This is a genomic window from Algibacter luteus, assembly GCF_030344935.1.
In the GTDB taxonomy this organism is placed as follows: Bacteria; Bacteroidota; Bacteroidia; order Flavobacteriales; family Flavobacteriaceae; genus Arenitalea; species Arenitalea lutea.
Map to the genome: position 1 here is coordinate 1776270 of NZ_CP128313.1, position 21146 is coordinate 1797415.

Genomic DNA, 21146 nt, shown 5'->3' on the forward strand with positions numbered 1-21146 from the left:
CAATATAATTATGAAAAATTTAGGTATTAAGATTTCCATTTACCTCAACTATTTTGTTTTTGCTATTTTATTAAATAGTGTTGGCATAGTTATCGAAAAATCTATTGATGTTTATAAAGTAACCGAGTCTCAAGCATCCGTTTTAGAGGCGTTTAAAGATTTACCAATTGCTTTAGTATCCTTTTTAATTGCTTCGTTTTTACCACGTTTTGGGTATAAAAAAGCCATGTTAGTAGCTTTAGCTATTGTGTTTTTTGGTTGTTTGCAAATGATATTTGGTAATTCATTTTTCTACACCAAAGTGTTATTTCTAACTATAGGTGTAAGTTTTGCATTGATAAAATTATCAGTGTATTCGCTTATAGGCATATTAACATCATCAAAAAAAGAACACGCGTCTTTAATGAGTTCTATAGAAGGGTTTTTTATGGTAGGAATTGCATTGGCCTATTTTTTATTCCCTGCTTTTTATTCTGAAGATGAAAATTCTTGGTTAAATGTCTATTATCTATTATGTGGACTTATTACGGTCTCTTTTATTTTTCTACTTTTTTCAAAGGTTGAGTATGAAGTTGAAGCTATTGGCAGCAGTTTAAAAGACGATTTAATGGAGTCTATTAAATTGATAATTGTGCCTTTGGTTTTGGTTTTTATTATTTCAGCATTTTTGTTCGTTATGATAGAACAAGGTATTATGACGTGGTTACCAACATTCAATAAAAAAATATTCAATTTTAATTCTGTGTTAAGTGTCCAAATGGCAAGTATTCTAGCGCTTACCTTGGCACTAGGAAGATTCATTGCAGGTTTCCTAACCAAGTATATAAATTGGGTGGTATTAGTGGTAGTTTGTGTTGTGATTTCAGGAGGTATTTTGATTTATATTTTACCGCAACTGCAAGGCGACGTTGAAGCGATTGGAGAAATTACCAGCTTATCAGATGTGCCAACTTTGGGTTTTATTTTACCTTTAATTGGGTTGTTTATTGCGCCCATTTATCCGTTGCTTAACTCTACGGTATTAAGTTCATTACCAAAGAGTTTACATTCACCCATGTCTGGTTTAATTATCATTTTTTCGGCATTGGGCGGTACAATTGGATCAAGAATAGTTGGCGAACTTTTTGAAAGTGTTGGTGGTGCCAATGCATTTTACTTTTTACTAATTCCAATGGGGTTATTGATTGTTTTTGTATTGCTTATTGATAGAATGTCTAAAAAACAAGTAGTCGTATAATGAAGATTTTTAATTTACAAATTGAAGAAACATTAAACAGTTTACTACTTCAAGAAGATACCGATGGTGATAAAAAAATTACCATTGAAGATAAAGGACCAAAAGCATTCCATTTAGAGTCTGAGGATGGAACAAAGCATACTGTAAAAGGAACGTATCAACTATCTAACTTGCTACAAGAATTGGTTATTGCCAAGTACGACGGTAAAAGGTCTGTTAAAATTCCATTACATAAAATTGACGAAGCGCCAGTAAGTCGAATATCCCGAATGATACGTGAGTATTACTGGAAAGGGTTAACTAGAAGCATGGATGCTCAAGGTGTTGAAAAACTGATTTCAGACACAAAAAACGAAGCGCTTACTGCAGAAAAACTCCCTATTTATGTTCCTTTTCAAGATGAGTTAGCTTTTAATTACTATAAAACTTTAGAGGATAAATTAAATATAAAAGCGTCTAGGTTACCAGAAGATATTTCACCTGAATTTGTAAAAACATTAAATGATAAACCAGGTATTTTATCATTGAAATTAGAAAAGGAAAATGGAGAAATTAAAGGCGTCCCTTTTGTAGTTCCAGGAGGTAGATTTAACGAAATGTACGGTTGGGATAGTTACTTTGAGTCCATTGGGTTGCTTATTGATGGTAAAGTGGATTTAGCAAAAGCTATGGCTGATAATTTTCAATATGAAATAGAACATTATGGAAAAATATTAAATGCCAACAGGTCTTATTATTTAACCAGAACACAACCACCATTTTATACAAGTTTAATTAGAGAAGTTTTTGATATTACTAAGGATAAAAATTGGTTAAATAATCATTTAAAGACAGCAATCAAAGAATACGAAACGGTTTGGATGGTTCAAGGTAAAAGGCTTACAGAAAATGGATTAAATAGATATTTAGCTGAAGGTTTAGGGATACCTCCTGAATGTGAAGAAGGCCATTATGATGCCATTTTAAAACCTTTTGCATCAGAGGTTAATTGTAGTATTGAAGATTATATTTCAAAATATCAGAAAGGTGAGTTGCAAAATGATTTTTTAGATACTTACTTTTTGCATGATAGAACCGTAAGAGAGTCGGGACACGATACTTCTTATAGAATTGAAGGTAATTGTGCCGATTTAAATTTAGTAGAACTCAATGTATTGCTTTACAAATACGAATTAGATTTTGCTGAATTGATAAAAGATGTTTTTGATGATAGCTTTGAATTCAATTCAAAAACATACACAAGTTCATATTGGTTGAAAAAAGCAGAAAAGAGAAAACAATTGGTTAATTCGTTCTGTTGGAACCCTAAAAATGGTTTGTATGTAGATTATAATCATGTTACTAAAACGCAATCTACATTTGTGGCTGCAACTACATTCACGCCGTTATGGTGTAATATAGCTAGTTTAGAACAAGCTAAAGCAATAGTTAAAAATGCATTACCGCTTTTAAAGGAAAAAGGAGGAATTGCAGGTAGTACCAAAGCGAGTAGAGGAGATATTACGAATGAGCGTCCAGCACGCCAATGGGATTATCCTAATGGTTGGGCACCGCATCAAATGATGATTTGGAAAGGGCTGCTCAATTACGGTTTTAATAAAGAAGCTCAAGAATTGATTTACCGTTGGCTATTTATGATTACTAAGAATGCGGTGGATTATAACGGTACTATACCAGAAAAATATGATGTTGTTGAAGCTACGCACAAAGTATTTGCAGAATACGGAAATGTTGGTACCGACTTTGAATATATTTCTCAAGAAGGGTTTGGTTGGATGAACGCTTCTTATCAGTATGGCTTAAACTTGTTAGAGGAAAAATTTATTCAAAAATTAAACGCCCTCATCGAACCTGAAAAGATTTTCTAATAACCTTAAATGAACTCACTAAAACTAATTTTAACAAACCTTAAATATTTTGCTCCAGTTTGGGTATTTAGTTCATTGAATTTTATAATCGGCACTTGGGTTTTATACATACCTTATGTTAAGGCCAAATTAGAACTTAATGATTCACAATTAGGTTTGGCTCTATTTTGTTTGGCATTAGGCGTGTTATTATTTATTCCATTTGTACCTTTTTTAAGTAAAAAGATAGGTCTAGGTCGCTATACCTTAATTGGTGTCTTATTGTTTTCAATGACATTTTTGTTACCGTTGTTAGCTCCAAGTTATTTAACGCTTTGTGCTTCATTATTTTTTGCAGGAATATTTTTAGGAACTACAGATGTGGCTATGAACGCCTTAGTCTCAGAAGTTGAAAGAAACAACTCATGTAATATCATGTCTGCAGCTCATGGATTTTTTAGTTTGGGAGGTGCTTTAGGCGCCATGTTGGGCAGTCTTTTAATGCCATTTTTTACCAAACCATTTTATCATATGGTTGTTATGGTATCGTTTATCATATTGGTTAATTTAATCTTAGGTAAACATTACTTTCTTATTGCTGAAAAAGTTGTGCCAAAAGAGAAAACAAGCTATCATTTTAAAACGCTAAAACCTTTGTATACCATAGCTTTAATAGCATTTGTTATTATGTGTAGTGAAGGAGCTATTGAGCATTGGAGTACGCTTTATTTCACTGAAGTAATTGGGGTAGCTAAAAATAATTTAGCTGGAATAGGGTTTATAGTTTTCTCAACAACTATGACTATTGGACGTTTCTTTGGAGATAAAATAAGTGAAAACATCGGTTCAATAAAAATTATATTACTTGGCTGTGTGTTGGCTAGTATCGGCTATTTGGCCATATTAACGAGTCAATTTTACACTTCTATTTTAGGTTTTGGTATTTTAGGATTGGGGCTATCTGTAATCATTCCAGAATTATTTAGGATAGCAGGAAAAACAGAAGGCGTAAAAGCATCTGTAGGTATTTCTTTTGTCTCCGGAGTTGGGTTCGTAGGCTTTCTTCTAGGACCAGTTATATTGGGTTATATTTCAAACACTTTCAATTTGAAAGTAAGTTTTTTCGCCTTGTTTATATTATCAATTGTTGCTTTTCTAACGGCATTGACAAAAAGAAAAATCAAATTTTAGGTTTAAAACTTACAGAAACTAAAGAATTTGAAAGCTTTCGAAATCGTTTTCGTGTAGCTAAAAAACTATTTTGGCGTCAGAATTTGATATTATGGAATTTGTAATTGTAATTTGTTCTAAAGAATTAAAAACTAGACGAAACCAAATTGAAAAGTATTGATATTTTATCCGTGGGTGAGGTGCTTGTAGACTTTATTGGTCATCAAATTGGTGCTCAAATAGATCAAACAAGAGATTATCATCGTTATTTAGGAGGTTCACCAGCAAATGTCGCAATGAATTCGGCCAGATTAGGGCTTAATGCCGTATTGGTTGCTACAGTAGGCGATGATGGATTCGGCACATATATTTTAGAAAGATTAAATGAAGTTGGAGTTAATACTGATTATATCAATAAAATAAGCACTAAACCTACAAGTGTAATTTTTGTTTCAAGAACGGATAGTACACCAGATTTTATTCCATTTAGAGAAGCCGATGCTTATATTTTAGAACATCAGATTTCTACGGAAACACTCTACAACACAAATATTTTTCATACCACATGTTTCGCGTTAAGCAAAGAGCCAGCGCAATCGGTTATTCTTAAGAAAGCTGAAGAGGCTTATAATTTAGGATGTAAGCTTAGTATTGATATAAATTATGCTAAGAAATTATGGACTTCTCATGAAGATGCTATAAAAGTAATAAAGGACTATTGCAGATTTAATCCGCTTATTAAAATTAGTGAAGATGATATGCTTCGTTTGTTTGAAAAGGAATTGCCACATGAGGATATTTTTAAATTTTTTCATGATTTAGGGGTTGAAACGATATGCCTAACTCTTGGTAGTAAAGGTGTTAAATTATCTCAAAAAGGAAATGGCATTATTCAATTACCTGCAATGAAAATAGAACAGGTTATGGATGCCACTGGCGCTGGTGATGCCTTTTGGTCTGGGTTTCTATTTGCATATTTAAAAGAAAAACCTATTGAAGAATGTTTAAAAGTTGCACTTAAACTAGCGGCATTAAAACTTCAAAATGTTGGTAGATTGCCAAATAACATAGACGTGTTATCACAACTTCTTTAATAAATAAAATAAATGTCTGAAGTAAAAAAGAATACTAGCATTAATAATGGTGTAATGCTTAATGCATACCCAGATAGTATTGGTAACAATTTAAGCGATATTGTTAGAATGCTTAAAATGCCTGAGTTTAAAAATGCATTTTCGCTTTTTTATGTCTTACCAACATTTTTTAATAGCGATTTAGACAGAGGCTTTTCAATCATTGATTACAATTTGAATAAAGACCTAGTTTCAGTTTCAGATTTAGAAGATTTAGAGAAGTTGAATGTTTCATTAAAATTCGATATTGTTCTCAATCATTTATCGGTAGCATCTCCACAGTTCAAAGATTTGTTAGAACACGGAGATAGTTCAAAATATAAAGACTTTTTTATCAACTGGAATACCTTTTGGGAAGGAAACGGAACTATGAATGAAGATGGAATAATAGTTCCACATAAAGAATATCTGAGTAAATTGTTCATGCGAAAATCTGGACTTCCAATTTTGAAGGTGCTTTTTCCAGATGGTTCAGAAAAGCCCTATTGGAATACGTTTTATCAGCAAATATCTTACCATAAAATTTCTGAAAGCGAATTACAAAGTATTGAAGAATTAAACAGTTGGCAATCTAAATTCATTTCAGATAATATTAATAAAGCCATTGAAGAAAATCAAGATGTTGCGAGTATAGATTTTGGAGATTGTAATCATCTTAAAAGTGAAATACTTAAAATTGTCAATAAAAAACGCAGCTATTTAGGACAAATGGATGTGAATGCAAAATCTGAACTTGTTTGGGATTTTTATGAAGAAACACTCGCTAAATTGAAAGATTTTGGATGCAAAATTTTAAGGTTGGATGCTTTTGCTTATTTACACAAAGAAGTTGGTCAATCGAACTTTTTCAATAAACCAGGAACTTGGGATTATTTGAAACGCATAAAACAAATAGCTGATAAAAACGAGTTAATTTTATTGCCAGAAATTCATGCTGAATATGGTTTAAACCTGCATAATGAAGTAGCCGAAGAAGGTTATCAGATTTACGATTTTTTTCTACCAGGATTAATGATTCATACACTTGAAAAACATTCAAGTAAAGCGATTTTAAATTGGGCTAAAGAAATTATAGCCAAAGATTATAAAACGGTAAATATGTTAGGTTGCCACGACGGGATTCCTGTTTTAGATTTAAAAGGAAAAGAGGTTAATGGAATTTATAATAAAGGACTGCTAGAAGATCATGAAATTGAATCTATTATGTCCGTAATTTTAGAACGTGGTGGTCGTGTAAAGAATCTTTACGATGCATCTGGTAATAAGATTTCTTACTATCAAGTTAACGCTACATTTTTTAGTGCATTAGGTGAAGATGAAAAAAAACTGTTGGTAGCTAGAGCCATTCAATTGTTTATGCCTGGGACACCTCAAATATGGTATTTAGATCTTTTTGCGGGTAAAAACAATTATGCAGCTGCTGATGCTGGAGGTAGCGGAGGGCATAAAGAAATAAATAGAACAACCATAAACATGCAAGAGGTTAAAGAAGGCCTATCAAAAGATATCGTAATTAAACAATTAGAGTTAATTCGTTTAAGAAACACTTCAAAAGCATTTCTCGGTAGTTTTAAAATCCATAATTCACCAGAGCATGTATTTGATGTAGCCTGGGTGAATGGTGAAACTAGTGTAAGGTTAACGGCAAATCTTAATACTTACGATTTTAAAATTACGCATGATTAATAATGTTTCTTTTAATTTCTGAAAATAACATAAACGTTTTTTAAGTGTTTAATAAGAGTAAGTCAAAACTCTATTGAATATAAAACCCAAGAATAATAATCTTGGGTTTTTTGTTCTTATCAAGTATCCAAATTTATTGTAGTGATCAGATTAATTATGAAAAACACGTTGTATTTTATTTAGAAAGGGGGTGACTTATTATATGTTATATTTGTATTTTTAAAATTCAAATTCTTCATATGAACATCAAATTTCTTCTTATTTTATTTATCGTTTTTTCTTCGGTAATAGGCTGTAAAAAAGATGGAGAACAAGAATATATAAGTCAAAATGATGGCGTTTTTATTTCAGATAAACTTATACCTGATAGTCATTTTTTAGGAGACGGAAAATGTAAAGAATGCCACCAAGAAGAGTTTAAAGAGTGGAAAGGATCACATCATGATAAAGCCATGGAATCGGCTAATCACGAATCCGTTTTGGGAAATTTTGATGACGTAAAGTTCACTAGTCAAGGTGTAACATCTCGTTTTTTTAAAAAAGGTGACGATTTCTATGTAAATACCGAAGGTCCTGATGGTAAATATTATGATTATAAAATAATCTACACCTTTGGCGTGATGCCATTACAGCAATACATCGTAGAATTTCCAGATGGCAGATTTCAATGTTTAAGAACAGCTTGGGATTCTGTAAAAAATAAATGGTTTGATTTATACCCCGATTTTAAAGTAGTACATTCAGAATGGTTGCATTGGTCAAGAGGTGGGTTAAATTGGAATACCATGTGTTCCGATTGCCATTCTACTAATGTTAGAAAAAATTACGATTTAAAAACCGAAAGTTTCGATACAAAATACGCAATTATTAACGTGAATTGTGAGGCATGTCATGGTCCGGGAAAACAGCATGTAGAAGATGTGAATAGGCTTGGAGATCAATATACCTCGACCAAAACAATGCATATGACATCGGATATTAAACCAAAAGAGTTAGTAGACCAATGCGCACGCTGCCATATGCGTAGAGAGCAATTCTCTGAAGCTTTTAATTTTGAAGGAACCATGCTAGACCATTACTTCCCGCAATTAATAGAAGAGCCTATTTATTATGCCGATGGGCAAATTCGCGATGAAGATTATGTTTACGGTTCTTTTGTGCAAAGTAAAATGTATAAGAATAATGTAGCCTGTAATAATTGCCATAATTCACACTCACTGAAACTTAAGTTTGAAGGTAACAATCTATGTACGCAATGTCATGTTCCAGAAAACTACGATACACCAAAACATCATTTTCATAAGATGGATACTGATGGTTCTCAATGTATAAATTGCCATATGCCTGGTAAATTTTATATGGGTAACGATTTTAGACGAGACCATAGTTTTAGAGTGCCAAGACCCGATTTAAGTGTTAAATATGGCACTCCAAACGCTTGTGCAGGTTGTCATGAAAAGGATGATAAATGGGCATGGGAAGCGTTTCAAGAGCTTTTTGGCACTGTAGATTCCATTCATTACTCCGATAAATTGGTTCCTGGAGTAATGGGGCTGCCACATGGAGATACAGGATTATTGGAACTTATAAAAGATAAAAATCATACCGAAGTGGTTAGGGCATCAGCAGTAAAAGCATTATCTCATTATAATGTGGAAAATTTTATAAATGAGTATTTATCATGGTTAGATGATGAGTCTGCAATTGTAAGAGGAGCCACAATAGATATTTTAAGTGAAATAAACTCCACCGATTACGTAAATTCATTTTTACCACTTTTAAAGGACCCGAAACGAAGTGTGAGAATCAAAGCTTTTTATGGATTAAGTGGAATGAACGAAAGTAGTGTACCTGAAGCTTACAAAGAACTTTATGAAAAAGTTAAATTAGAGTTTTTTGCACATTTAGATACGAATTCTGATTTTGTAGGTGGAAGAGCAAAAAGAGCGAATTATTATTTAAAAAAAGGAGATTTTGATAAAGGTATTGCGGGTTATGAGAGTGCATTATCCATGGATAATTTGAACAATCAGTTACGATTAACCTTAGCTAATTTATATTACAACGTTCAAAATTTCACAAAAGCAGAACAATCGTTTAAAACTGTAATAGAACAAGAACCAGATTATGGTCCGGCCTACTATTCGTTAGCGTTATTATATGCCGAATTAGGGCAAAACGATGACGCCATAGAATTGCTAAATAAGGCAATTACTAAAATGCCAGAAAACCCAAGATTGTATTATAATTTAAGTTTATTATATGATCAAGTGAACGACAATATAAAGGCTGAAAATATTTTAAAACAGGGCTTGACTATTGATGATACCAATGAATCTTTACTTTACGCTTTGGCGTATCATTACTCAAAAACTAATCAACCCGAAAAAGCAAAAACAATATTGATTAAACTGGTTCAATTGTATCCTAATAATCCTCAATATGCTAATTTTTTAGCACAATTTAATTAATCTTACCATAAACAGATGTTACAAATGAACCATTTAAAAAAGCCCTGGCATCTAACTGACTTTGAAGTATAACGCCTTGAGGCTTTGTTTCGAGTAACCATTGAATTGACTGCACCAAAGGAGCCGCAGTAGTTGTTTGTATAGCACGAAACTTATGTTTACCTATTTGTTGTGGTTTAATTTGTTTAGCAATTTCTTGTCTGCGTAAAACGCCTTTGGAATCCTTACCTTCTAAGGCGGCATAAATTATTACTTGGTCGTCTTCAATATGCGGAATTTCGTTCAGCATAATGTCTTGCAAATCAGAAATAGGGTTCTCGTTATTTTTTATCTTTTTTAATTGGTTATCAACCCAATTATAATGCCCTGGATGACGCAACGTTTTATAATCCAAATGTTGAATTTTTCCACTCAAGGCATCAGGAAGATCTGCTGCACCTCCAGAGGTTAGGTCTTCTTCATAAGAAATGCCATTAATGATAATACCACTTCTTTCTGAAAGGGCAGGACGCGATGTTTTTTTATAATCTCGAATTACAATGCAGTCTTTTACATATTCCGTGGCTACACCAATGGGACTCCAGGTAAATCCATAAAAATGTGGTGCAATGGCGTGATTGGTAAGCGCACCTACCTTTAATTCTAATCTGGCAACACGGTCCACTTGGTGGCTCTCGCAAAATTCTTGAAACATATAATGTGATAATACATCAATATAACCAGGTGCCAAACCTGTTTGCAACACGAAACCTGTTTTGGCGTTTTTTGATGAAGCTATAATTTGGTTGGTTTCATCAACATATTCGGTAAGATTAGCATATTGAAGTTCGTAATTATTTGCGAGTATCGCCATAGTTGGTGCTAAACTACCAGGTAAGCAATCTAGTAGTGCATCACCATTTTTTAATATCGTTTTTACCTCGTCAGAAATATGTAACGGATCTAAATGAAATGCTATCACTTTACAAGACTTGGCGGTGCCATTAATAATCCATTGGGCAACTTTTTTAGCTTTAGATAGTGTACGGTTACCAATATAAATGGTTGGTGTTACGGTGCTCCATTCTGCCAAAATAAGTCCAGCAGCTTCAGCAATACCTCCAGCGCCTGCAATAATTATGTTGAAGTGCTTTTTCATAACTAACCCGCTTTAAATTAAGTTCACATTTATTCTTCCTTTCTTCTACCAACTATTCATGTAAAGTATAAATGGATGCAAATATCTTATTAGTGACTTTTTGAATTTTTAGGCAGCATCTTACATTTTGATACTATTTAAATGATTAACCTTTTCTCATAAAGTCAAATGCACCTTTTCTAAGTTGAATACCGTATTCCAAATAGGCTTTCATACAGGCGAGGAAATTTGCCCATCCTCCTGAATTTTCTAAAGCCCATTTAAGGTTATTTTCATTTAGTTCTTTACCATTTTCGTTTACTCTCACTAGGGTACTATGGTCTGGTAACTCTTCTAAGGTAATCTTTACAATAGTTTCAGGGTCCCATACAAAGGAAATTGAACGATTGGTTTCTATTTTAATTTTATTGACTGGGTACTTATTATCAAATTCAGGAAATTTCCAAATCACTTCTTTTCCGGTTTCTAATCTTCCAGTACTTTCCGAAATGAAATATTTAGTCATTTTCTCTGGGTTTACAATCCCTTCAAAAACTTCTCCAACTGGTTTTTGAATTTGTATTGTTGCATTAGATTCAAGTTTCATAATATTTCTTATTTCATTCGTTAAGAAAGATACTAAAAGGTTTAATTTTTAGTTAATCTATGTCAAAAAAAGTTTATTAATCAAATATTTAAAAATGTGTTTGTTTGTGGTTAGTTGCGTTGTTTAGCACATAACTTTACAAGACCCCACCTAACCGAAAATCTACTAGGATTTTCAGAAGTAGGTGAGAACAAGCAATTACTTATAGCCATCTTAAGTTTCTAATGTTGTGACTAATCATCAATTTCGTAACTCATAAACGTGTTATATAATTTTGAAATTGATTTAACTTCACCAAGTATGGTGAGGATATCATTTTTCAATAAAACGGTAGAACCATTAGGAGCAAAAGTTTTATTATTCCTTTCAATTAATGCTACCAAAACATCGCTAGGAAGCTGTGTATCCTTTAATTGCAGACCAATCATTTCGCTTTGTGGAGTTCCCTTTTTTAGTTTTATACTCACAAAGCGTTCATTTTGCAATAAGTACTCCTTAATTTCACGGTGACTATCCATATTGATAAGGGTTTTTACAATATCCTCTCGCTCTAAAATATCAAGAAGCCTTGACAACATACGTAATTGTTGTTTTGGGTAATTGTCAGAATTAACCAAAAACACACATATGTGTAAAGGCCTTTTTATATCAAAATCATCATCAAAAGGTAAGATACCTTCTATAGAATTTTTAGAAATCACTATTTGCATTGAAGGATTTAAAACCTCCTTAAGTCTTGCATGAAAAACCAAAACGCCAGGTAAACTTATTAATGATTCATCGGGAGTAGAATGTATTAATTTATGAATACCACCTTTGTAATTAAGGTTTAATGCAGCACTATAATTATCAGAAACTTTTTTTAAAAGGTCTTTAAAATCTACTGGTTGTTTATAAATTGAAATTTTTGAATTGATTACTGTTTCATCAAACGGATCGCCTTCTCTTAGCCCTTTTTCCTTTAAAATAGTCATCAATTCATTTTCCAGCTCACTGTCTTGGTTTTGACCTAATAGTGCAAACCAATGAAATATGGCGCCTTCTCGTTTAACCTTCCCTCGGGCATGAAAATGATACCAAAGCAAGCCCATGATTACTATGCCTGTGGTAAAAAGAATGGGCATCCACCCTAAATATATTATAAGAATAAACGAAATAACAATACCAGCAACTTGCATATAGGGATACAGTGGCGATAAATAGCCGGGGTCGTATGATTCTATTTTACTTTTTCTAAAAACAATCACCGAGAAATTGATAAAAATAAAAATGAGTAACTGGAAGGTGCTGGCTAGTTTTACAATGCCTTCTTCTGATAATAACAGAATAAATAAAATAATTAAAACCGTGGTAAACATAATGGCAATAACCGGACTTCCTTTTCGACCTATTCTTGAGAAAATATCAGGGAGCAATTTGTCTCGTCCCATAGCAAAAGGATAACGTGATGCTGATAATAACCCAGCGTTACCTGTTGAAGCAAAAGCAGCAAGTGCAGCTATAGACATTAACAATACCCCGGCCTTTTCAGGTAACCATGTAAAAAATTGTGTGGCAGCAGTGGCAGCCGGAGCCATGTCTGTGGCTAATGTTGTGGGTTCAATTACAGCAACCATTAAAAATACACCCAACCCATAAATTAGGCCTGTAACAACTAACGACAATATCATACCTAAAGGAATGTTTCTTTCAGGGTTTTTAATTTCTTCTGCAATACTTGCAATTTGGGTTAATCCAAGATAAGATACAAAAACAAATCCAACGGTAGTAAACAAACCTCCTATACCATCTGAAAAGAATGGGGTGAATTGCGATGTAATAGATTCTTTATTAATAGACGCTGTGTTGAATATTGAAAAAAAACCATCAATAATAAAGGTTGTTAAAATTATGAGTAGAAATATTACAAATACTTTTTGGAAGGCAGAGGTTTTTTTGGCACCTATCAGATTTAAAATCATAAAGAAAAATGTTGCAACAATGGCAACGATTTTTGTGGGAACTTCCCAGAAAATAGCCGCATAAGCCCCAATACCAATTATGGCAAAAGCCGTTTTTAACATTAAAGCAAAATAAGTACCTAACCCTCCGATGGTACCCATAATAGGGCCTAAACTACGGTCTAGAAAGAAATAAGCGCCGCCAGATCTAGGTAGAGCGGTTGATATTTCTGCAATACTAAACATGGTGGGTAATATTAATATGCCAGCAAATAAATACGCTAGAAAAACAGAAGGGCCAGTGTAGTGCGATGCAATACCTGGAAGTAAAAAGAAACCAGAACTAAACATTGCTCCCGTACTAATAGCAAAAACATCAAATAATCCTAAGTCTTTTTTTAACTTATTTTTAAAGGCCATACCAATACATTTAAACACTAATATCTTGTATTAAGATAAGAATAATTTGTTGTATTTCTATCCCTCGTCTTAATTTTACGGGTTGGGTTTAAGAGAAAAAATTGGTAAATGAGTGCTTCAGCGAAAAAAAAGTAGCGAAGAAGGACTAATGTTTGGGTTTCATAGAATGCAAAATTAATTCTATTGTATAAATTTTACTGCGCGATTTATAAAACATGTGATTACGTGCTTTATAAAAGAGTAAATGTTTTAGCAAAACAAAAAAGCCAAGGATTTAATTCCTTGGCTTTTGTTTGTGTTCACTGTAGCGAGAGGGGGGCACGATCCCCCGACCTCCGGGTTATGAAGGAATTTAAAAATTCCTGAACCCCCTGTTTATAAGGCTTCCCAGATGCTTATATTCTAAATCGTGTTCCAAAACGTGTGCAGTTTTGTGTTCACTAATTATTAATATATTTCTTGAAATAAAGATAGTTATTAAACTAAAAAACCAAAAGTTTTTGACGCTTTTTATCAAAATTTACTTAATAATTTATTGTAAAAAAACTGACATTTTTAACTTATTTTTATTACATTTGAGATACAAGTTCCTATGGTATCCCGTAAAATTTTTCCCCAAATTATTTATATTATTGTGTTAGGTTTATTATAGTTGTTATGTTTTATTAATAACATTAATTCCCTTTCTAAATTCTTGAATTTAATAGCATTTCAAGAAGTAGTAAATATTCTCTCTCTATCAATTTTTCGTAGTTGCAAAACTATGTGCAAACTATTTATGTGCTGTTAATTAATTTAATCCATTCCTCATGAGAAAAATTACATTTTTATTATTTCTTTTTATTACGTTTTATTCTAACTATTCAATTTCTCAAACGCCTATTACGGACGCAAATTTTTACGATGCTATACAAACCTGTTTAAGTACAAATCCTATTGATGGATTGTGTAATGATTCAGAATACGGAGCAATGCCCACTTGGAATGTTAGTAATGTGACCAACATGGCAAATGCTTTTTTGGGTAAAACTGATTTCAATGCTGATATCAGTAATTGGAATGTAAGCAGTGTTACAGATATGGGTGGTATGTTTTATAATGCATTAGCGTTTAATCAACCATTAGGCAATTGGGATGTTAGTAGTGTGATAGATATGCACTGGGTGTTTGTAAATACAGGATTTAACAGCGACATAGGCAATTGGGATGTTAGCAATGTAACTACAATGAGTGGCATGTTTACAGGTTCTATTTTTAATCAGGACATTGGCAATTGGGATGTTAGTAGTGTTACCGATATGAGTGGTATGTTTGAAAATTCAAGTTTCAACCAACCATTAAATACCTGGGATGTTAGTAATGTGACTAATATGCATGTTATGTTTTCTGGGTCAAGTTATAACCAACCAATAGGTTCTTGGAATATTAGCAATGTTTCTGATATGGGTGGAATGTTTAGTGGTGTTTCATTGTCAACTGCAAATTATGATGATCTTTTAACTAGTTGGGCGGCACTTAGTACTTTACAGCCCAATGTTGTTTTTAACGGTGGACTTTCTTTGTACTGTAATGGGGAAAGTGCAAGAAATATTTTAGTTAATAATTATGGCTGGACAATTACAGATGGTGGTATTGGTTGTGCTTTAACACCTCTTACAAATTCAAATATTCATGAAGCTGTTGATTTATGGAACTATGATCGTCCAGCAGCTGAAGTTACATACGGGCACATTAGTGATTGGGACGTTAGTAACGTTACAGATATGTCATATTTGTTTTATAACCATCCAGTTTATCATGATATTAGTAGTTGGGATGTAAGCAATGTAAAAGATATGTCTGGTATGTTTGCATATATCGATGGTGTCTATACAGATATTAGTGACTGGGATGTGAGTAATGTAACCAATATGAGCGGAATGTTTCTTGAGACTGGCTTCGAAGGGTATATTGGCGATTGGGATGTAAGTAGTGTAACTGATATGAGTTATATGTTTAGTACTGCGTATTTTAATGAACCTATTGGCAATTGGGACGTAAGTAATGTTACTAATATGAGTGGTATGTTTAGTTCAACATATTTTAATCAACCTATCGGGAATTGGGATGTTAGTAGTGTAACCAATATGAGTAACATGTTTAGTTCAGCATCCTTTAACCAAGATATCAGTAATTGGAATGTTAGTAATGTTGTCAATATGAATGGGATGTTTCAATATGCACGCAATTTTGACCAACCAATTAGTAATTGGGATATAAGTAGTGTGACAGATATGAGTTCGATGTTTGCTAATAGTTCTTTGTCAACTGCAAACTATGATAATCTTTTAAATAGTTGGGCGGCACTTAGCACGTTACAATCTAATGTTGATTTTAACGGTGGACTTTCTGTTTATTGTAATGGGGAAAGTGCCAGAAATATTTTAGTTAATAATTTTGGTTGGACGATTACAGATGGAGGTCTCGATTGCAGTGAAATCACATTAATACCAGATGCCAATTTCGAGCAGGCCTTAATAGATTTGAATATCGATAGTGATGGAATAATTAATGGGCAGGTTTTTACAAGTGATGTATCCTCGATTATTACTTTGGATATTAGCGATAAAGGTATAACGTATTTAACAGGAATAGAAGATTTTATCAGTTTAACTGAATTGAAATGTAATAATAATCGTCTAGGCATTGGTCCGGACCATAACTATATAAGCGTTTCATTTGATAATAATACTGCCTTGACTTATTTGGACTGTAGTTCTAATTCTTTAACTAATCTAAGTTACAATGAATCATTAACCCATTTGATTTGTAATGAAAATGATTTAGGTATTTGGGGTGGTGAAATAACTTTCGGGCCCTCTTTAACTCATCTAGAATGTCGTTTTAATTCTATTGAATATTTTAATTTTGAAAATAATACTGCCTTAACTTATTTAGATTGCAGTCATAATGATGAGAATCATGGTTTAAATATTGATAATAATACAGCATTAACTTATTTGAACTGTAGTTACAATCGTTTAAAGACTTTGAATCTATCCAATAATACAGACTTGGTCGAATTGGATTGTAATTTTAATAGATTAAAGAGCTTGAGTTTAAGTAGTAATACTGCTTTAAACTTTTTGGACTGCAGTGACAATAATTTAAGCAGTTTGAATGTGAAGAATGGAAACAATACCAATTTCACCTATTTTGACGCTTCAAATAATGGCGGTAATAATGAAGATGGTGAAACTTATAATTTAAACTGCATTGAAGTAGATGATGCTGAGTATAGCACCTCCAACTGGACAAATATAGATACTCAGTCATTTTTTAGTGAAGATTGTAATAACTTAAATCCAATTTATTTGGCTGATAATGGTATTACAATTAAATGTCACTACTGGGCTAATGTAGGAGATACTGGTGAAATTAATGGAATAATATATACTGTTGTTGATGAAACTATGTTAAGACAAATGATTTTGAATGATCAGGATGTAACTAAAGTGTCAACTTCAAAAGTTACAGATATGAATAATTTATTTGCAGGTTTTGAAAATTTTAATCAACCCATTGAAAATTGGGATGTAGGTAATGTGACCAATATGAGACAAATGTTCCATAATGCAACTTCATTTAACCAATCTATTGAATATTGGGATGTTAGTAAAGTTACTGATATGAGAGATATGTTTAGAAATAGTTCATTCAATATGAATATAGCTAATTGGGATGTTAGTAGTGTTACAGATATGTATTCTATGTTTACTGATAGTTCGTTCAACCAAAATATAGGTAGTTGGGACGTGAGTAATGTTACTAATATGAAAGGTATGTTTCGATATAGCCAATTTAATCAACCCATCGAAAATTGGGATGTGAGTAATGTGATTGATATGATTTCTATGTTCGAGAATTCTAGTTTCAATCAGACTATTAGCAAATGGAATGTAAGCAATGTTACATATATGGACAATATGTTTAATGAAACAAATTTAACTACTGAAAACTATGACTCAATTCTTAATAGTTGGGCAGCACTCGGCACCTTGCAATCTAATGTCATCTTCTCTGGTGGCTATGCAAGTTATTGTAATAGTGAATCTGCTCGAGATTACATCATTAATACTTATGGATGGACAATAACTGATGGCGGTTTGGATTGTAGTGATATCATAGTTAATTGTTTATCTGTTGAAGATGCAAATGGATTCGTTGGAATATCAAATGATATTAGTTTAAGTTTAGAGAGCTCTGAAATGATCAAAGGATTTCAGTTTGATATCACATTTCCAGAAGGATTTGTTTTTGATTCAAATGATATAATAAATACAGGGCTACCTGAAAATTTCCAAATCTCAGCGTCTAATGTTGGAGCAAATACATACCGTGTAGTTGGGTTTTCATTAACAAATGAAACCATTGCAGCTGGAATTACATCAATTCTTAAGTTTCCAACATTCATTAATGAAGGGACAGTTGCTGGGGAGTATGCAATACCTATAAGTAATGTAACACTTTCTGATGTTAATAATCTTGACATATCAACTTCATGTATAGCAGATGGTGTAATTACTGTATACACCTATCCTAAGGGAGATGCAAATGGGGATAATGCAGTTAATATATTAGATATATTAGGGACAGTGGATTATATTTTTGAAAATCCATCGTCTCAATTTTATTTTGCCTTAGCTGATATTAACTCTGATAACAACATCAATATTTTAGATGTCTTAGGTATTCAAGATATTATATTAAATCCTGCAGCAAAATCATCCACAGTTAAAACTACGGGAACTGCTGCTAAAGGGTTAGCTGGTGCTAATTATTTAGTAGTCAACAATGCTTCTTATGCTCCAAACTCATCTGAAACAATTGAAATAAACTTAGAAAATGAAGATGACGTTAAAGGCTTACAGTTCGATTTTGTTTTACCAGAAGGCATTACATTTAATCCTTCAAGTATAAATGGCAGTCCTAGACTCGACGGTTTCACCATAACTGCTCAAGAAATAGACACAAATACTTATAGAGTTATCGTCTTCTCGTTAACCGCTGCAATAATTGATTCAGGAACAGGTCTTGCTTTCAATATTCCTGTTTTTATAGAGTCCAATATGAGTTCTGGAATATATTCCATTCCATTTACGGATGTTACTATTTCAGACATTAACAATACAGATATCTCTACCGCAGCGCCTAGTATTGGTGAAATAACAATAAATGGCACATTGAGTACAGATTATCTTGATAATCAAGAAAAAGCGTTAGTTCTATATCCTAATCCAGTTGATGAATTGCTCTACGTTAAAATAAACAGAAATAGTACTTATTCGATTATAGATGTCTACGGAAAACTTGTTGAATCAGGTAACGTAAAACAAGGGGAGAATACATTAGATATTATGAACTATCAATCTGGTGTCTACTTTTTACAAATCAAAAATGAATTAGGTACTATTACTGAAAAAATTGTTAAGAAGTAATACTTTCTAGTCTTACTTAAATTTCTATTGAAAATGAACACATTAAATTATTTGTACTAATTTAATGTGTTTTTTTATTGAATTAAAACTCTAAATAAATATTAGTTGTTAATTTTGGGGAATGAATTTTATAAAAACCTCATTCCTCTTTTTTTTCTTCTTTTATTCATTCTTTTTGAGTGTTTTTAGTTTTCAACTTCAAGGTCAAGAATTAAATGATAGTTTAAATTATTATTACGATTTATCTAAGGATAATCAAAAAACTAGCGACGAGAAGTTAAAAGCGATAAATAGATTAATCGATTTGGCTAACCAGCATAACCAAATTGATTTTGTATTAAACGGTTTAAATCGTAAAAGTTATCTGTATTCAAAAATCGGAGATTATAATAAAGCCATTTCTACTGCTCAAATTTTACTTGAGATAAGCAATAAAGAAAAAGATACTTCTAAAATATTATTAGCTTTCCGAAAATTGGCTGATTATAACCGACGTAATGATAGCCTTCTTAATGCCTTTCAATACTATCAAAAACATAAAGATTTAAATATAAGACTAAACGATAGTTTAGGCATTATAAGAGATTTAAGATTTATAACAAGTATTCAATACAAACTAGGGTTATTACATGAAAGTGAATCTTCAGCGGTTCAAGCCATTAAGATACTCGATAAATTACCTGTTAATGCAAAAACCTCAGAGGCGCGTATTGGTTTGTCAAATCACTTAGGTATTATTTACAATCAATTAGGGAATTATGAAGGCGCACTTGATTTATATAATAAGCTTTTAGAAACAGCAACAGATATTCATCATATAAACATTATTCATAACAATAAAGCAAATGTTTATAGAGAGCAGAAAAAGTTTGAGTTAGCAGCCGCCGAGTTTGAAAAAGTATATCATAATAGTTTGAAATTAAATGATGAAAAACAAATAGCACGTGCTTTAAATAACTTGGCCTTTGTTAAATCTAAATTTAACAATCCAAAGGCTTTAGAAGATTTAATGATGGCGTTAAACATGAGGAAAAAACATAATGATTCACATGATTTGTTTTCTAGTTATACCTCAATTGCTGAGTATTTTAAAGATAGAGGGCGTATAACAGAAATGGCATATTATGCGAAAAAAGCCTATGATATGACGTTAGTTACAGGCAATAGTATCGATAGGATCATGGCATTATCATTTTTAATAGAAACTGGAGATGTAAGTTTGGTTAAAGAGTACAAGAAGTTAACAGATAGTATTGCGAACGCTCAACAAATCAACGAAAATAAATTTGCTTACATAAAGTATAATTATTTTCAGAAAGAGCAGGAGGCACGTGCTATTGAACTTAAGTTTAAAGAAGGTCAGCTTATAGCAGAAAAGGAAAAATTAAATAAAACAATCTTTCAATCTATTACAATAATAGGTCTTTTGCTCACTATTTTCTTATATATCATTATAAAATCAAAACACAAAAAAGAAAAACTCCTTCAAGTTTATAATACGGAAACTAGAATCTCAAAAAAGGTACATGATGAGGTGGCCAATGAAATTTATCATGTCATGAATAAGCTTCAAAGTAAAAATGCCAAGGAAGAAACTGTTTTAGACGATTTAGAATCGATTTATTCTAAAACAAGAGACATTTCAAAAGAAAGTGGCATTATAGATTTAACCGAAAATTTTGATGAGGTCCTTAATGATTTATTACAAAACTTTCATTCCAGCGAAGTAAGTGTCATCACAAAGGGATTAAAGCAATTAAATTGGGATATTGTAACCGATTTAAAAAAGACGGCAATATATAGGGTTGTTCAAGAATTAATGACCAATATGAAAAAGCACAGTAATGCTACGATAGTTGTGCTAAAGTTTGAAAAATCAAAAGATAAACTCATTATCAATTATAGCGATAATGGTATTGGGTGTAGCATAAAAAAACATAATGGACTTCAAAATGCGGAAAACCGTATCGTATCACTAAATGGAACTATTACATTTGATTCTCAAGTTAATAAGGGATTTAAAGTAAAAATAACAATTTAG

The 21146-nt window shown here is 32.3% G+C and carries 11 protein-coding genes; 8 read left to right on the plus strand and 3 right to left on the minus strand.

Translation table 11 applies throughout. The features are described 5' to 3' along the window. Positions 1-10: 10 nt before the first annotated feature. From O5O44_RS07405 to O5O44_RS07430, 6 genes are all read left to right on the plus strand, one after another. On the plus strand, positions 11-1237 hold the full coding sequence (locus O5O44_RS07405) for an MFS transporter (RefSeq protein WP_289196368.1): 1227 nt from the start codon (positions 11-13) through the stop codon (positions 1235-1237). Further along, complete coding sequence (locus tag O5O44_RS07410; RefSeq protein WP_289196369.1) at positions 1237-3105, plus strand: alpha,alpha-trehalase; 1869 nt, start codon at positions 1237-1239, stop codon at positions 3103-3105. Before O5O44_RS07405 ends, O5O44_RS07410 begins: the two co-directional genes overlap by 1 nt. Before the next feature lie 9 nt (positions 3106-3114). Continuing rightward, positions 3115-4275 carry an MFS transporter gene (locus tag O5O44_RS07415; RefSeq protein WP_289196370.1) on the plus strand — a complete coding sequence of 387 codons (1161 nt, stop codon included), beginning with the start codon at positions 3115-3117 and terminating at the stop codon, positions 4273-4275. Between the two features lie 146 nt (positions 4276-4421). Then, positions 4422-5348, plus strand: a complete 927-nt coding sequence (locus tag O5O44_RS07420) for a carbohydrate kinase family protein (RefSeq protein WP_289196371.1) — start codon at positions 4422-4424, stop codon at positions 5346-5348. Between the two features lie 12 nt (positions 5349-5360). Further along, complete coding sequence (locus O5O44_RS07425; protein WP_289196372.1) at positions 5361-7073, plus strand: alpha-amylase family protein; 1713 nt, start codon at positions 5361-5363, stop codon at positions 7071-7073. A gap of 239 nt (positions 7074-7312) precedes the next feature. Continuing rightward, positions 7313-9544: a tetratricopeptide repeat protein gene (locus tag O5O44_RS07430; RefSeq protein WP_289196373.1), complete on the plus strand. Its 2232-nt coding sequence runs from the start codon at positions 7313-7315 to the stop codon at positions 9542-9544. On the opposite strand, the gene O5O44_RS07435 is transcribed toward O5O44_RS07430, so the two are convergent. From O5O44_RS07435 to O5O44_RS07445, 3 genes are all read right to left on the minus strand, one after another. Continuing rightward, positions 9537-10682, minus strand: coding sequence for a saccharopine dehydrogenase family protein (locus tag O5O44_RS07435; RefSeq protein WP_289196374.1), 1146 nt, complete (start codon positions 10680-10682; stop codon positions 9537-9539). The two genes, O5O44_RS07430 and O5O44_RS07435, sit on opposite strands and share 8 nt — an antisense overlap. Positions 10683-10827: 145 nt before the next feature. Continuing rightward, positions 10828-11268 carry an SRPBCC domain-containing protein gene (locus O5O44_RS07440; RefSeq protein ID WP_019386649.1) on the minus strand — a complete coding sequence of 147 codons (441 nt, stop codon included), beginning with the start codon at positions 11266-11268 and terminating at the stop codon, positions 10828-10830. A 233-nt stretch (positions 11269-11501) separates the two neighbouring features. After that, complete coding sequence (locus tag O5O44_RS07445; protein ID WP_289196375.1) at positions 11502-13628, minus strand: amino acid permease; 2127 nt, start codon at positions 13626-13628, stop codon at positions 11502-11504. Positions 13629-14437: 809 nt separating this feature from the next. Here O5O44_RS07445 and O5O44_RS07450 point away from each other — a divergent pair. Then, positions 14438-19105 carry a BspA family leucine-rich repeat surface protein gene (locus O5O44_RS07450; RefSeq protein WP_289196376.1) on the plus strand — a complete coding sequence of 1556 codons (4668 nt, stop codon included), beginning with the start codon at positions 14438-14440 and terminating at the stop codon, positions 19103-19105. 121 nt (positions 19106-19226) lie between these two features. Further along, positions 19227-21146 carry a tetratricopeptide repeat-containing sensor histidine kinase gene (locus O5O44_RS07455; protein WP_289196377.1) on the plus strand — a complete coding sequence of 640 codons (1920 nt, stop codon included), beginning with the start codon at positions 19227-19229 and terminating at the stop codon, positions 21144-21146.